Source organism: bacterium, assembly GCA_039961635.1.
GTDB lineage: Bacteria > 4484-113 > 4484-113 > JAGGVC01 > JAGGVC01 > JABRWB01.
Genome location: JABRWB010000095.1, coordinates 1 through 14259, shown reverse-complemented (window position 1 = coordinate 14259; position 14259 = coordinate 1). Strand labels below are relative to the sequence as shown.

Sequence of the window (14259 nt, the reverse complement as noted above, 5' to 3'; positions counted from 1 at the left end):
TATTGAGCAGCCAGCAAGCTGGCGGCGTCGACCTGGAGGCCTCGCGGCATAAGCGCCAAAGGACAGGATTTTTCACAAGATGGTATTTCGGATATGGATTACCGGTTTGAAATATTGTGGCGCTTCGATTTCCGTGGGCTCTCACATTCGCACATTCTAAGCTCGGCAAAATTGATGGGAAGAGGAGGAATGGCTGATCCCGATGCTCCACCGGCATTCGATACGCGAATCGAGCAAAAAAAAAAGCCCCGCAAAGCGGGGCTAAATGCTCTGGCGACTACCTACTCTCCCAGGGGGTCGCCCCCCAAGTACCATCGGCGCAACGAGGCTTAACTGCTGGGTTCGGGATGGGACCAGGTGTGACCCTCGCGCCATCGACACCAAAGCGCGCGTATTTTAACAAGGGAATCCGTGTTTGTCAAGAGCGTGGATAGCAAGATGCCAAAAGAAACCGCGATTGAAAATCTCCGCTATCTGTTTCGGGCGATTGCGGAATGGGTATAACTTGCTCGGAGGGGTAGGCCTTAAGCCTCGCCTTTCCGCAATTATCCGGAGTTGATTAGTCATGATCAAAACTGAGGCCTTTTCGAAACACGTAATTGACATAAAGCTTCCCGCCGCGGAGGAGTACGCAAGCGTGCTTCGCCTGTTCGTGGCGGGGATCGGCAACCTTTGGGACATGACCACGGGCGAGATCGAGGATCTCAAGCTTACCGTTTCGGAGGCTTTCCTCGACATCGTCGCAAGGGCCAGGGACGCCGCAGGACAAGTCAGCGTCAGGTGGAAGGTGGACGCGGACCGGGCGGTGGTCACCCTCACCGACCCCAGCCGTACCCTTCGCAAGGTCACCCAAAGCCCCGTTTTGATGCTCCTTCGGGAGAAAGGCACCGGCGTGGAAATCGTCAACGTCGCCGGCGAGCAGAACATCGAGCTTGGCATTTCGTTTCCGCGCAAATTCGACACGCCGGGCGGCTACCGGGGCGAATCCTAGCCGCTATCCAACCGAGATACCCGGGCCGGGTCTTCCGGCCCTTTTGCGCGTTCCAAGCGCATTTCCGGAATTGGTAGAATAGGCGTCCCTGCCCCGCGCGGGATTTAACAGGCCTTATGGCAAGCGAACCGACCGAGATAGAGAGCGAAGAACTCGAACTTTTCCGCGAGTACAAGTCGCATCCTTCGCCGGAAATTGAGGCGGCGCTGGTCAAGCGATTTGAAAAGCTCGTTTACAGCATTATGAAGACCTTCAACATTTCCCCCGCCGACTTTGAAGACATACGGCAGGTGGGCTTAACCGGGCTTCTGCTCGCGATCCGCCGGTACGATCCAGAAACGGGCAACCGCTTTTCCACATTCGCCTTTCCTACGATTCGAGGCGAAATTCAGCGCCATTACAGGGACAAACGCTGGGCTGTCAACGTCCCCCGCAGGCTCAAAGAGCTTAGTCACCGCGTTTTCACGGCGCAATCTCTGCTCGCGGCCAAGCTGGGGCAGGAGCCGTCCGTCAAGGACATTTCCGCCGCGACCGGGCTCACCGACGAAGAAGTGATCGAGGCGATGGAATTGGGCAGCGCTTACAATCCGAAGTCGTTTTACGACAACTTCGGCGACGAGGAGTACGGCCAGTTCGTTTCGAGCGAAAAGGTGCCTCTCAAAGACACTTCCGAGCTTGACAGACAGCTCGCTTGGAAATTCGTACTTGGCCGGCTGACCAAAATCGAATCCGAAGTGATAAGGTTGCGGTTCTTCGACGGCCTGACTCAAAAGGAAGTGGCGGATAAACTGGACACCAGCCAAATGTGTATTTCGCGAATCCAGCGCACCGCGCTTGCCAAGCTCAGAACGATGGCCAGCGAGGAGGATTTCGAATTTTGATCGGTTTGCGGAAGCACGATTGGCGCCCGCGATGGAACCAAAACCGCCGCCGGTCAATCCAACATGCGGCCTTTACTGGCCGGAGGAATGATGGAAAGGAAGGAAACGTCCGAAATTGATGTCAAGCGCAAGTCGGAGGCGATTTTCGCCCGCCGGCTGATGATCGTCGTCTCGGTAATCCTGTTTTTCGCGTTCGTTTACTTCATCCGCCACCTTTTTATTTATCTCACGTTTGCCGTGCTTCTTGCCTATCTCGCCGCCGCCCCTACCGATTTCATCCGCTCCAGGACGAAAATGGGCAGGCAGATGTCTATCCTGGCCGTTCTATTCCTGTTCCTGCTCGGATTGCTCGGGCTGGGCTTGCTGTTGATCCCGACGCTTTCCGCGGAATTCACTCTTTTCATCGCAAGTCTTCCCGAAACGCTGGGCAAAATAGAGGTCTTCATCAACGAAATCCTTACTCGATTCGGCACCGGACAAACGGGAACGTGGTCGTTGCAAGGCTGGATAGACCAAGTATTCAAATACCTCGAAGGAAACTTGCCCCAGGTAGTCGGCCAAGTTTTCACACGCGGCGTGGGCTTTGTCAACTCGGTCGGCGGTTTCCTGTTCGGGCTAATCATCGTGCCTATTTCGGCGTATTATTTTCTGAAAGACTCTCGTATTTTCAGGCAAAGCGCTCTAAAACTCGTCGGAGCCGATGTCCGGCCGATTGTGTCCGAAGCGCTGGACAAGATTAACATCTCGCTTGGCGGTTACGTGCGCGGCCAAATCCTGCTCTGCCTGGTTTACGGAATGCTCGCGGCGCTGGGACTTGCGATTCTCGGCGTCAAGTATCCGCTTTTTTTGGGCGCTTTCGTCGGTTTGACCGGTCTCATTCCGATAGTCGGTCCGATTATCGGATTTATCCCGGCCGTCGTGCTGGGGCTTTCGGAAAGCCCCTGGCTGGCGCTGAAAGTAGTGGTTCTCCTCGCGGTGATCCGCGTCCTCGATGACTACTTCATCGCTCCAAGGATTATGGGACATTCGATGAAGCTGCACCCGCTGACCGTGATAATCGCGATGATGATAGGCGCGCATGTCGCCGGAATAGTCGGGATGCTGCTGGCGCTCCCAATCACTGCGGTGCTCAAGGTAATCGTCGAGATATATCTCGGCAAGAACGGCGGCGCGGAGGAAGCCGCCGCCGCCGCGGAATAAGGCCGCGACAATAAACGGCGGACTTTTTTGGCAAGGCAGCCGTAAATGGAACTTTTGCCCCATCCCTCCCCATCAAAGACCATGGAGGCGCAAGTCCTCCGCGCAACTTGAAAGGTGCAAGGCCGCCCCAGGGCTTTCGCACCGGTGATTTTGGGGATAGAGTTGAAGGGGGCTCCTCCCGGACTCGCCGGGCATGGGCCTTTTGGCGGATGGTTCAGATTCCAACCAGTCTGGTTCTAGCCTGTGCGGACAGGGACGAGCGGGCATGGCGCGAGCTTATCAAGCTCACCACGACGCCGCTAATGGGTCTCGCCCGGCGTTATTTGTCGAGCGAAACGCTGGCGGAAGATGCGCTTCAGGAAGCGTATATCAAAGTCTGGCGCAACATCGGCTCCCTCCGAGACGCTTCGAAGGCCTACTCGTGGATGGCATCGATCGTCGTGAACGAATGCCGCCAATCCTGGAACAGGAACAAGAAGCACATCGGAACCGACCTCGAGGACGTGGAATATTCGCTCGGGGAAGCGGGCGAACACGAGGCCGAAATGAAGGGGCGGGAACGCTCCGAAATAGTCCAGGCCGCGCTGAAAAAGCTTCCGCCGAAGCTGCGTGAAATCCTCATCCTCCGCGAGTTCCAAGACATGGAATATGACGAGATCGCCCGCGCCGCGGGAATCCCGGTCGGGACCGTCCGAAGCCGTCTGGCCCGCGCCAGGGAGAAGTGGATTGAAATCGTCAAGGGGCTGGTGCCCGGCGGCGACTTGTTGAGTCTTGCATCCGATTAGCCGCGAAGGTGAAACGATATGAAATGCTCCGAAATCAGAAGGCTTGTGAGTGCGTATTCCGACGACGCTCTGGAAATTGACGGGATGCGTATGGTCAGCATGCACCTCAAAAGGTGCGCGGACTGCACGCGCTACTTTGAAGAAGTCCGGGCCATCGGCGCGATAGCGTCTAAATCCGAGACTTCCGACCGCGACATCGCTCTCGAAAACAGGATTTTCGCCGTTATCGTCGAGCAGGCCAGAAAAAAGACCATGTTCGAACGGCTCGCCGAGCGGTTCATTCCCGACTGGCGCTATGCGGCGGCGGGCAGCATTTTTCTGCTTGCGGTTTCGTTCGGCTTGATTTCGGCCACTCCCGCAGGCAACGTTTTGAGGGACTATGCAGGCGCAAGTGCGAAATACATAGGGAACGAGTACCGCGATTCCGCCGACTTTTTCTCGAACGCGATTGCGAAAGGCAAGGAAGCGATCTCGGGGCTGTCGCGTGCGCTGCTGGGCGAGCCACGGAATAACGAAGAAAGTTCAGACGAATCCAGCCAGGCCGAAACTTCTCTGGTTCCGGCGACGGAGGGGCTTGCGTGAAGTGCTTTTACCATCTTGAAACTGAGGCCGCGGGCGAATGCTCCGTTTGCGGCAAACCGCTTTGTGTGACATGCATCGCCGAAGCGGGAACGGGAGGCATCTGCCGCAGGTGCAAGGCTGAGCGGGAATCGCGCTCGAAAGAGATAAGCCCTGCTTCGGGAATCCTTTCACTGATCATTCCAGGATTCGGCCAGCTTGTTCGCGGTGAGTTTCTCAAGGCGGCGGCGATATTCATTTTGTTCGTTTACGCGATGAGCCAGGAATTGTTCGCCGTCGGCTTGGTTGTTTATGCGTTCGGAGCATGGGATGGATTCAAGCGGCTCTTGACCGAGGATGACCTTGGGCTTTCGTACTCTTCGGGAAGGCTTTATGCCGGTTTGCTGCTGATCCTTTTCGGCGTGGGGCTTCTGCCCGGTCCGCTCAAGGGAGTGCTGAGGCTTGAATGGATCGTCCCCGCGATCCTGGTGATCTTTGGAGTGATTCTTGTTTCGTCGGACAACGGCGGGCGCAAGGCCGCGGCTCCCGGCGGAAATCCGGCTGACGGAGAAAAAGGCAAATGAAGATGCGCGAAATATTATTTCTGTTGATCTGGCTCTTTTTGGGGCTTTTCATCAACCGTACCGTTTTCGACAATCATCCTGATTTCTTCTTCAAGAGGAGGAATCCGGACATCGGCCACCAGATTGGCGAAACCGGCCGAAGGCTGGGCGAGGCCGGCCGAGAAATCGGAAGAGAGTTCGCGCAAAGCGGCAAGGGAATCGCAGAAGGGGCATCGGAATTCTCGCGCGCCATGGAAGAGCTGGCCCGCCAAATGCACGGTCTTGGCGAAGAGATGGCGGACTCGATTTCGTCCTCCGGCGTTGACATCGCTAAGCTCGGGGCGACGCGCGATACGGAGCTTTCGGACATCGCGGGAAGCTCCAAGCTGAAAAACTTGAGCCCGGAGTTTCCCATGCATTCGAAGAAACTAGGTATTGAAACGTTCGATTTGGAAGGGGCCACAACGGTCGAATTCCGGCTTTGGCCGGGCACGTTCGAGTTCGTTTCGGGCGGGGAGCTGTCGGCGGATGTCGAGCTGTTCGCAGAGCAGGGAAGCGACGGGGAATTCGAGGAATTTGCGGCAAACTTCAAAATAAGTAAAAAAATCACGGATTCGACGCTTGTTCTGAAAATAGGCGATCGCGATCTTGAAAACAGAGACATTTCCGCATACGCCGGTGCGCGAGGCAGGATAACGGTTCCCAAAGGCGTCGCGGTCGTTCTGCGGGGCAGCTACAACGATATTTCTGCTTCAGACCTCGACGGCGACTTTGATTTTGAGCTACCTCGGGGCGCGATGTTCGCGTCCAATTTGAACGGGCCTTTGACTGCAACCGTTTTTGTCGGCCGTATTGAACTCGAAAACATCGACGGCGATGCCGAAGTAACAATCACCGCGGGTGACACATCGGTTTACGGCTTCGAGGGCGACATCAAAATCGCCGCGACAGGAAACGTTATACTGGATGAAATAGACGGCGACGCCGAAGTGTCAATCGGAGCAGGCAACCTTGATTGCACCGGAGTTACGGGAGATTTTACTTGCAGCGTCGCCGCAGGGAACGTGACGATTTCACGCATTGACGGCGCGGCAACAATCAGGCTTGGCACCGGCGAGCTGATCGCAGACGGTATCGAAGCCGGAGTAACGGCGAGAGTTGCCAACGGAAACGCAACGCTTAAGCGCGTGAAGGGAGAAGTCGAGCTGGCATGCGGCGTCGGGAATTTAACAGTGCGCGGCACCGACGCGGGCGACCTTGAATCGCTCACCGCAAAGGTGACAACCGGAAATCTCGCGCTCGGCGCCTCGCGTCTGGACAAGCTATCCATTACCGCCGAGACGAACGCGGGAAAAATATCGCTTGACGCCGCAAACGCACATCCAGTCAGCAAAGGTATTGGGGCGAGCCTATCCTGGGGGGACGGGGAAGTGACCGCAAAGCTGACCGCGGGCACCGGCAACATCACGGTGGAGGAGGAATAAAAGGTTGAAAGTGAACTTCTTCGGAGCGCTTCTTGTAATCGCCGGACTCGCAATCATCCTTGCCATACACTGGGGGGGCGAGTGGTTCGACATTCTTATGCGCTGCTGGCCGTTAATTTTCGTCATACGCGGGATTAACAACTGGGAGCGCGACGACCAGTCGAAATCGTTCCAAGTCGCGCAAATCGCGCTGGGCGGCTTTCTCGTGTATGACAACTTCGTCCCTGTGGATTTTTCGGGCGACATCTACAGGTGGTGGCCGGTGCTTTTGATCGTAATCGGCCTCGATATGATTTTGCGGCGCGAGCGCAACGGCTGGCGCGGATGCCGGGTCGTGGTGAATTCGGAGTCCGGCGGCGCCGCCGCCGGCGAGATTTCCGCATACCATTTAATCCGCGAAATGCCGGACGGCGTGCAGCGCGGCAAGGTGGATATCGAATTCAACGCGGGCGTGCTGAAGATCGGCGGCCGCACTGCGGGATTTTTCGAAGCGGATGTGAATTCGTCCATAATGGAGCCGGAAATAACGTGGAATCCCGGGATAGTCACTTCGTTGCGTGTCGGCCAGCGCGGAGTAAACCTGTTAGGGGGCGGAGACAACACCTGGAACCTGCGTTTCACTGATGCCGTGCCGCTTGAATTCATGGTGGAAGCGAACGCGGGCCTTGCCGACCTGGACCTCTCCGCCTACCGAGTGGAGCGTGTGGATTTGGAAGGCAACGCGGGCAAGGTGACCGTGAAAATCGGCAGGCTTCAGCAGCAATCCACGGTGAACGTGGAAGTGAATGCGGGCAAGCTCACCGTCCTTGTACCGTCCGACACTGGCATCCGCGCCGCGGGAGAATCCAACCTCGGCTCGGCGCAGCTCTCGCGAGCCGGCCTGGAAAAAACAAACGGCGAGTGGCGCACCCCCGGATTCGAAGCGGCGGAGCGCAAGGTTGAAATAAAGTTCGAGGCCAATCTTTCCTCGTTCGAAATCGTGAGGTACTGAAAATGGAAAAAAAGCTTTACAGAAAGCGCGGCGGGGTGCTGGGCGGTGTTTGCTCCGGAATCGCGGAAGTGTACGACCTCGATCCCAGCATCGTAAGGTTGATCTGGCTCGGCGCGGTTCTCGTTTCGGGATGGGCGCTCCTGTTATACCTCGGCGCGTGGATTGTGATTCCCCGCGAAGCCGCGGCGCGGGCGTCGGTCAACGGCGCGGGTGATGCGAGATGAACGATCGGAAGCTCACAAGATCGCGCACCGACAAGTGGATCGCGGGCGTTTGCGGAGGGCTCGCGAAATACTTGAACGCCGATCCATTGCTCGTCCGGCTTATTTTCATTGTTGCCGCGTTCGTGAACGGGATCGGATTTGTCGCCTATGTGATTATGATGATACTCGTTCCAAAAGAGGAGACAGGATTCGTTCATGTTTCGGACGAATACTCGTCACATGAATCCATTGGCGGCGATCTCCACGGGGGGGGGGCTGCTGTCGGCACGGCCGGCGGAACAGTCGCCGCCGGAGCGGAAGCGGGCAGGCGCCGCATCGCGGGATTCGCGCTGATCGGGCTGGGGATGCTGTTCGCGCTGCGCATCGGATTCCCGAATATCCCCATCGAGTACGCGGCGGGCGCGGCGCTTATCGCGCTCGGCGCGTACATCATTACCAGGAAGTGAAGATATGAACGGAAAAAGACATTTCGCAGGAAGGCTGACTACGGGCGTGCTGTTCCTGTGCGCCGGGATCACGTTTTTATTGAACACGTTCGACGTTGTGGAGTGGGGGGTCTGGGGCGAGCTTGCCCGCTGGTGGCCGGTGCTTTTAATCACCGCGGGAATCAACGTGATTTTCGAGCGCGGCCCCGCTTGGCCCGTAGTTTACCTTTCGCCGCTTGCGGTTGCCGGCGTTTTCGCCTGGGTTCTTACGGGATATTCGCCTTCGCAAACGGAGGACACCGGATGGCTGTCCTGGCTGCGCGGGCACCGCACGGTAAACCTGATCCAAACCGAGCTTTCGTCGTCGGCTCCGGATGGCGAGGAGGTAGAGCGCGTAGAGCTTGAATTCGCGACGGGCGCGGCGGATATAACACTCGGCCCCGCCGATGATGATTCCGCCGGTCCCGTGGTCAGCGTCAGCGCGGAAACGGGCGAGCCTGCGCCGAAAATCAAGGATAAATTCCGCGACGGCAAGCTGTCAGTCGAAATTTCGCGCAACGAACATATCTTCGAAACCTCGTCCCGGAAAGCTAATTACGAAGTGCTGCTCGCGCGCGGCCCCGCGTACGATCTCGAATTCGACACCGGCGCGTGCGACGCGGAACTCGACCTTTTTCATCTCGTGTGCGACAAGATGGAAATCAACTGCGGCGCGGCCGACGTCCGCATCGTGCTTCCGTCATCCGGAGAAAAGGAATCGCGGATCGACGTGAACTCCGGCGCATCCAGCGTTAAGCTGCTTCTGCCGCCCGGAGTGGAGTTGACAATCGAACGCAACGGACTGGTCGCGCTCTCGACCGACGACGTAGAAGAGCGCGGCGGCGCGTACTTCGCCCCCGGATTTTACGATGGGCCGCCGCACCGCGTTCACGTGGAAGTGAACAACGGCGCGGGAAGCATAGAAATCGAGCCGTACAAGCCGTCGGACGATACCGCGGAGGTTGCTCCTGCGGCGGAGCCGCCGCAGGATCCGCCCGCGGGCGAGGCTTCTTCCGACGGAACCGAAGCATAGTGCGTCCCTGAACCCGCCGAAATCGCGCCGCCGGGGGTATAATCAATCGTGCGCAAGTCCATTTTGATTGCGGCGTTGGCGTCGGCGATGCTTTGCTCGTCAGCATACGCGCAAGGCGAGCCCGGAATCCGCGTTTTCTACAATCCGTTCCCGCTCGAATACCAGCGCACGCTGGTGAAAGTCATCGACGGGCTTATGCCGGGCGAGTCCACGATGCGCGACGCGGTCGACCGCTACGGCCCGCCCCACGCGATCTGCCAGGAGCGCTACTTCTACTGGGAGTGGCGCACGCGGCAAGGCGTGAAGAAAATAAAAATGGACTTCTTTCCGTCCACGAAGCGTTTCACGTCGCGGCATAACGTTTGCGGCTACGACGGCCGCGCGGTGATAAAGGAAATCCGCGCCTATGACACCGACCGGATGAGCTACACCACGTACATGCAGGACATGATCAACTGGGTGCCCTATCCGTACGAGATTATTTTCCATTCCAAGGAAAACCGCTATGAAATGCGGTTCTACGAGCAGGGATACAGCATGTTTTTCAACGGAGACGATGAGCTGTTTGAATTCGAAAGCTACTACCCGCACGAGGATTTGGTTTTGCGCGGCGTGTACCACCTGCAAATCGGCGCGGGGGAGTTTTTGTACGTCACCGAGGATTATTGGCCGTAGGAAGGGGATTAAATCCCCTGCAGATACTTCAGCGCTTCGTCGAGGTTTTCCTTTATCTCGACGTATTTGTTTATCTTCACCATCTCGATGAGCTTCATCACCTGCACCTGGGGCGAGCAGAGCACGACGGTGCCGAAGTTGTTTTTGACCTGCTTTATAAGCAATACGAGCGTGCCCAGGCCGGAGCTGTCTATAAACGTCAGCTTTTCGAGGTTGACAACGATTTTGTTGAAGCGCTCCACCTTGAACGCGTCCAGCTTGTCCTTGATGAGCGATATGCGCGAAATCGTCATCTCGCCCATGAGCGTGATGACCAGAATGTCTCCGTGTTCCTCGAAAACAATCATACCTTGCTGCTCCAGAGCCGCCATTATACATGCCGGTTATCGTATTGCCAAAACCCGGACTTTAACTACTTTCCGGACTGTACCGCCACCTTGCGCCGTCCGCCGTGTCCTCGATTGTGATTCCGAGCGCGGAAAGCCCGTCTCGGATTGCGTCCGATGTGGCGAAATCCCGGCTGGCGCGGGCCTTTTTGCGGATTTCGAGTACCAGATTCATCAAACCGCCGACAATCTCTCCCCCGACGGCCTTGTCGCCGGAATCAGCCGCCGAGCCAATCCCCAGGACGCCCAGTAGCTCATCAATGACTGCGAGCGAAAGGAAAATGTCTGCCGGATTGTCGCAGCTTTCCCAGCCGCGCTGGTTGGCCGACTTGATGAAATCGAAAATTGCGCCCAGCGCCGCGGGGCAATTCAAATCGTCGTCCATCGCCTGTACGAACTTATCGTGCAAACCGGCAGCCAGCTCCGCGAGCGGCGCATTCTCATCCGCCTCTGTTTTTGACTCCTCTAGTGCCTTAAGCCGCCCGTAGCCGATCCGCACGAAATTGTCTATGCGCGAAAGCGCGCTGGCGGCGCTGGTAAGGCCCTCGGTGCTGATGCTCATCTGCGTGCGGTAATGATTGAGCGTGAAAGCGAGCCGGATAACGCGTGCGTCATGCTCGGCAAGAAGAGCGCGCGCTGTGATGAAATTGCCGAGCGATTTCGACATTTTGACATCGTCAACCAAAAGATGCTCCGGATGCATAAAATAATTGCACCAGCGCTCCTTCGTACCGGCGAGATCGAAATACGCCTCGCTCTGTGCGATTTCGTTTTCGTGGTGCGGGAACATGTTGTCCACCGCGCCGCCGTGGATGTCCATCCGCGGCCCGAGGAAATGGCTGCTCATCACGCTGCACTCGATGTGCCATCCGGGGCGGCCGGGGCCCCAGGGCGAATCCCACGTCGGCTCGCCCGGCTTCGCCGCCTTCCACAGCGCGAAATCGGCGGGATGACGTTTGCGCTCGTCCACCTCCACCCGCGCGCCCGCCTCCAAATCCTCCACGTTATGCCCGGAAAGCGATCCGTAGCCCGGAAACTTGTGAACGTCGAAATAAACGTCGCCGTCGATCTCGTACGCGTATCCCTTTTCCACGAGCGCGCGTACCATTTCGATCATTTCCGGGATGTAGTCGGTCGCGCGGCATTGCACGGTGTACGGAATTATGCCGAGAGCGTCGCAGTCCTCATCGAACGCTTCGATGAACTCGTCGGTCAGCTCGCGGAAGTCGATCCCGCGCTCGTTCGCCCGCGTGATTATGCGGTCCTCGATGTCGGTGTAATTGAGCACGCTGATCATTTCGTAGCCGCGGAAATAAAGGTAACGCCGGAACACGTCCCAAAATATGTACGTGCGCGCGTGGCCGATGTGCATGTAGTCGTACACCGTCAGCCCGCACGTGTATATGCGGACGAAATTGCGGGTGCGCGGGATGAATTCCTCCTTCCTGCGCGTGAGCGTGTTGAAGATCTGCAGTGCCAACGGAACCTCCAAAACCGGCCGGAAGCCGCAAATGGGCCTCGGGAGAGCCGAAGTATAGCACGAGGTCGCCGCCCGGTGATAAAGTGCCCGCCCGTGAGGTGCGGCATGAACACTTATTTCAGCGCGGGCGCGGCCCAGGCCGCGGCCGGACGCGCGGACTCAGGCGAGAGCTACATAGACTGGGCGCGCGCGAACATCGTCGGAGCGAAGATAAACCTTGCCCGCAGCGGGCTATCCCCGCTCACGCCGGAGGAATTCGGCCTCGACATCTCGGATCTGCCAGTCACCGTCGAGGATTTCGCGTTCCTGCGACGGTACGAGGCGCTAGTCGCGGAGCGGCACGGGACGTCGCCGGACCGCGTTGTCGCATCAACAGGAACGAGCCACGCGAACATGCTCGCGGCGATGGCGTTCGTCCGCCCCGGCGACAACGTAGTCGTCGAGATGCCGACCTACGAGCCTCTGATTTCGCTCTGGCGGTATTTCGGCGTCGAAGTGAAGCGAATAGCGCGCGATTACGAAAGCGGATGGAAAATTGACGCCGCGGAGCTAGAAAGAATCGCGGACGAAAAAACGAAGCTGTTGATCCTGACCAGCCCGCACAATCCAAGCGGTGCGACGTTGTCGCACGAGGAAATACGCGCGCTTGCGGATATTATGGCCCGCCGCGGCGGAGTAGCTCTAGTTGACGAGGTTTATCTCGACTTCTGGTTTGACGGCCGCGCGCCCGCGGGCCTGCTTGCAGACAACATAATCACGACAAGCTCGCTGACGAAGGTTTACGGGCTGGGCACGCTGCGCGCAGGATGGGCGCTTGGAAATCCGCAGCTTATTTCGCGTATGCGCCGGTGCATCGATTATTCAGTAGGCAATTCGAGTTTCCCGACGCTGCTTATTGCAACCCGCGTTTTCGAGAATTTTGACCGGTTCACTGCGCATTCCAAAACCCGCGCGGAAGCAAACCGGAAGCTATTGCTCGACTGGCTCGCAACTGCGCCGGGAATCGAGTGCTTCGATCCGGGCGCGGGCATCGTTTATTTCCCGAAAATTACAGCCCCCTCCCTGGACTCGGACGGGCTTTTTATGCATCTTCGCAATAAGTACGATACGACAATCGTCCCCGGCAGGTTTTTCGACGGAATGTCGAAACATTTTCGATTGGCCATCGGCGCGCCGGAAGCCGAGACGCGGCAGGGGCTCGCCAATCTCGCCAGCGCGTTGCGCGATCTGACCGGTTAGCGTTTGGCTATGCGCTCCTCCGCGTAGCGCAGGTTCGCCTCGTCGTCCACGTCGTACGCAAGCGCGGCGGCGGACGGAAACACCGCGCTCACCTTCGCGTCCGTGAGCTGGCCGATGCGGCGCTCGATTTCGGACAGCGATAAGCGGCCCGCCAAAAGCTTCATCACGAACATCGCGCCAAGCATCCCCGCGATCTTGGCAGGATTCTTCCGCGCGTTATGCGCATCCTGGAATAATGCGGTGTTTTTGCGCAAAACATCGCCTTTAATATATAGCACGCTGCCCAGCGTCACCTCGCCCTCCACGAGCCGCACGAACTTGTTCGGCGCGCCCGGAAATTCGTCCAAAAAATCCTCCCGGCGCACGAGCGGCATCGCAAGGTCGGCGCCCTCCGGCACCGCAGCCGCAAACCGCAACAGCGCATCGCCCGATACGAACGGCAGGTCGGGCGAAATAATCAGAAGCCTATCGCCCGTCATGTCCGCAAGCGCCGCCGCGCCAGCGTGCATGTTGTCAAGCACCGTCTCACCTTCGGCCGCGAATCGGATTTCAAACGGCGGCGAAACGGAAATGCGGATCGCGTCCATGGCGGAAGCAGTTTTCGGCGGGCCGACGACCGCGGCGCCGGATACTTGCAAGCCGCTGAATACGGACGCGGCGCGGATTGCGTGCTCCAGCAGCGAGCGGCCGCCGACGGGCAGCAGCGCCTTGACGCCGCCGGGCGCGCGGGACGCGAGCGGCGGGGCCAGCCTGCCGCCGCAGGTGAAGATGATCTTGAGCGAACGGATGTCCACGGGATAATTATAGTAGGGGCGCACTGCGTGCGCCCGAACAGGTTGACAGTTGACAGTTAGACAGTTAGCAGTTACAACGTTGGGTGACGGAAATGAAGATTAAGTACTACTCGGATACCGATTCTTTGTACATCGACCTCTCGGAGAAGGCCGGGGCGGATTCGCTCGAAATAGCGCCCGGAGTGGTCGTGGACTTCGACAGCGACGGGAAGATTGTCGGGATTGACATAGACAACGCAAGCAAGGTGGCCGAGCTGACGAAGCTCGAAACGACCGCGATTCCGATTTAGCAGGGGCGGCTGGCAGCCGCCCGAAATAAACCACGAAGACACGAAGACACAAAGGCGCGCGGATTTCGGGTAATCAACAGCGGGGAACGCAAACATGCCGCCCGTTAAATTTAAAGCCAGGCTGGAAAATATCGGCCCGTGGACGATTCTGCGGCTGCCCGCGGGCGCGAGCGCGAAGCTTCCGTCGCGGGGGCTGGTGATGGCCGAGGGCGCGATCGGCG

General features: G+C 58.1%; 17 protein-coding genes and 1 rRNA gene. 14 read left to right on the top strand and 4 right to left on the bottom strand.

Going from position 1 to position 14259, the window contains the following annotated elements; translation table 11 throughout:
• Positions 1–268: 268 nt before the first annotated feature.
• Positions 269–385: ribosomal RNA gene (rrf, locus tag HRF49_12115) — 5S ribosomal RNA — on the bottom strand.
• Between the two features lie 180 nt (positions 386–565).
• Here rrf and HRF49_12110 point away from each other — a divergent pair.
• From HRF49_12110 to HRF49_12055, 12 genes are all read left to right on the top strand, one after another.
• A complete protein-coding gene (locus HRF49_12110) occupies positions 566–991 on the top strand; it encodes a hypothetical protein (GenBank protein MEP0815392.1) in 426 nt (141 codons plus the stop codon).
• Between the two features lie 116 nt (positions 992–1107).
• Positions 1108–1872, top strand: a complete 765-nt coding sequence (locus HRF49_12105; GenBank protein MEP0815391.1) for a sigma-70 family RNA polymerase sigma factor — start codon at positions 1108–1110, stop codon at positions 1870–1872.
• Positions 1873–1959: 87 nt separating this feature from the next.
• Complete coding sequence (locus HRF49_12100) at positions 1960–3072, top strand: AI-2E family transporter (GenBank protein ID MEP0815390.1); 1113 nt, start codon at positions 1960–1962, stop codon at positions 3070–3072.
• Positions 3073–3281: 209 nt separating this feature from the next.
• Positions 3282–3857 (top strand): RNA polymerase sigma factor, encoded by a 576-nt coding sequence (locus tag HRF49_12095; GenBank protein MEP0815389.1) that lies wholly within the window; start codon positions 3282–3284, stop codon positions 3855–3857.
• Between the two features lie 18 nt (positions 3858–3875).
• Positions 3876–4439, top strand: a complete 564-nt coding sequence (locus HRF49_12090) for a zf-HC2 domain-containing protein (GenBank protein MEP0815388.1) — start codon at positions 3876–3878, stop codon at positions 4437–4439.
• Complete coding sequence (locus HRF49_12085; protein ID MEP0815387.1) at positions 4436–4999, top strand: hypothetical protein; 564 nt, start codon at positions 4436–4438, stop codon at positions 4997–4999. The genes HRF49_12090 and HRF49_12085 overlap by 4 nt, the downstream gene beginning before the upstream one ends.
• Positions 4996–6462 carry a DUF4097 family beta strand repeat protein gene (locus HRF49_12080; GenBank protein MEP0815386.1) on the top strand — a complete coding sequence of 489 codons (1467 nt, stop codon included), beginning with the start codon at positions 4996–4998 and terminating at the stop codon, positions 6460–6462. The genes HRF49_12085 and HRF49_12080 overlap by 4 nt, the downstream gene beginning before the upstream one ends.
• Positions 6463–6466: 4 nt before the next feature.
• Positions 6467–7453 carry a hypothetical protein gene (locus tag HRF49_12075; protein ID MEP0815385.1) on the top strand — a complete coding sequence of 329 codons (987 nt, stop codon included), beginning with the start codon at positions 6467–6469 and terminating at the stop codon, positions 7451–7453.
• A gap of 2 nt (positions 7454–7455) precedes the next feature.
• On the top strand, positions 7456–7677 hold the full coding sequence (locus HRF49_12070) for a PspC domain-containing protein (GenBank protein ID MEP0815384.1): 222 nt from the start codon (positions 7456–7458) through the stop codon (positions 7675–7677).
• The gene (locus HRF49_12065) at positions 7674–8123 is read left to right on the top strand and encodes a PspC domain-containing protein (GenBank protein ID MEP0815383.1); all 450 of its coding nucleotides are present in this window, start codon (positions 7674–7676) and stop codon (positions 8121–8123) included. The genes HRF49_12070 and HRF49_12065 overlap by 4 nt, the downstream gene beginning before the upstream one ends.
• Before the next feature lie 4 nt (positions 8124–8127).
• Positions 8128–9174, top strand: a complete 1047-nt coding sequence (locus tag HRF49_12060) for a hypothetical protein (protein MEP0815382.1) — start codon at positions 8128–8130, stop codon at positions 9172–9174.
• Between the two features lie 48 nt (positions 9175–9222).
• Positions 9223–9849 (top strand): hypothetical protein, encoded by a 627-nt coding sequence (locus HRF49_12055; protein ID MEP0815381.1) that lies wholly within the window; start codon positions 9223–9225, stop codon positions 9847–9849.
• 8 nt (positions 9850–9857) lie between these two features.
• Here HRF49_12055 and HRF49_12050 read toward each other — a convergent pair whose 3' ends face one another.
• A complete protein-coding gene (locus HRF49_12050; protein MEP0815380.1) occupies positions 9858–10196 on the bottom strand; it encodes an STAS domain-containing protein in 339 nt (112 codons plus the stop codon).
• Positions 10197–10257: 61 nt separating this feature from the next.
• Positions 10258–11715 (bottom strand): cysteine--tRNA ligase, encoded by a 1458-nt coding sequence (locus HRF49_12045; GenBank protein ID MEP0815379.1) that lies wholly within the window; start codon positions 11713–11715, stop codon positions 10258–10260.
• A gap of 105 nt (positions 11716–11820) precedes the next feature.
• Between HRF49_12045 and HRF49_12040 the strand changes: the two genes are divergently transcribed.
• Complete coding sequence (locus tag HRF49_12040; GenBank protein ID MEP0815378.1) at positions 11821–12954, top strand: pyridoxal phosphate-dependent aminotransferase; 1134 nt, start codon at positions 11821–11823, stop codon at positions 12952–12954.
• Here the strand turns inward: HRF49_12040 and HRF49_12035 are convergent.
• Positions 12951–13772 (bottom strand): NTP transferase domain-containing protein, encoded by an 822-nt coding sequence (locus HRF49_12035; GenBank protein ID MEP0815377.1) that lies wholly within the window; start codon positions 13770–13772, stop codon positions 12951–12953. The genes HRF49_12040 and HRF49_12035 overlap by 4 nt on opposite strands.
• A 68-nt stretch (positions 13773–13840) precedes the next feature.
• On the opposite strand from HRF49_12035, the gene HRF49_12030 reads away from it, so the two are divergent.
• The gene (locus HRF49_12030) at positions 13841–14038 is read left to right on the top strand and encodes a DUF2283 domain-containing protein (GenBank protein MEP0815376.1); all 198 of its coding nucleotides are present in this window, start codon (positions 13841–13843) and stop codon (positions 14036–14038) included.
• Positions 14039–14259: the final 221 nt, after the last annotated feature.

Coding starts and splice junctions, on each gene's coding strand:
- HRF49_12110 (MEP0815392.1), top strand. CDS start 566: ATGATCAAAACTGAGGCCTTTTCGAAACACGTAATTGACATAAAGCTT.
- HRF49_12105 (MEP0815391.1), top strand. CDS start 1,108: ATGGCAAGCGAACCGACCGAGATAGAGAGCGAAGAACTCGAACTTTTC.
- HRF49_12100 (MEP0815390.1), top strand. CDS start 1,960: ATGATGGAAAGGAAGGAAACGTCCGAAATTGATGTCAAGCGCAAGTCG.
- HRF49_12095 (MEP0815389.1), top strand. CDS start 3,282: ATGGTTCAGATTCCAACCAGTCTGGTTCTAGCCTGTGCGGACAGGGAC.
- HRF49_12090 (MEP0815388.1), top strand. CDS start 3,876: ATGAAATGCTCCGAAATCAGAAGGCTTGTGAGTGCGTATTCCGACGAC.
- HRF49_12080 (MEP0815386.1), top strand. CDS start 4,996: ATGAAGATGCGCGAAATATTATTTCTGTTGATCTGGCTCTTTTTGGGG.
- HRF49_12070 (MEP0815384.1), top strand. CDS start 7,456: ATGGAAAAAAAGCTTTACAGAAAGCGCGGCGGGGTGCTGGGCGGTGTT.
- HRF49_12065 (MEP0815383.1), top strand. CDS start 7,674: ATGAACGATCGGAAGCTCACAAGATCGCGCACCGACAAGTGGATCGCG.
- HRF49_12060 (MEP0815382.1), top strand. CDS start 8,128: ATGAACGGAAAAAGACATTTCGCAGGAAGGCTGACTACGGGCGTGCTG.
- HRF49_12050 (MEP0815380.1), bottom strand. CDS start 10,196: ATGATTGTTTTCGAGGAACACGGAGACATTCTGGTCATCACGCTCATG.
- HRF49_12040 (MEP0815378.1), top strand. CDS start 11,821: ATGAACACTTATTTCAGCGCGGGCGCGGCCCAGGCCGCGGCCGGACGC.
- HRF49_12030 (MEP0815376.1), top strand. CDS start 13,841: ATGAAGATTAAGTACTACTCGGATACCGATTCTTTGTACATCGACCTC.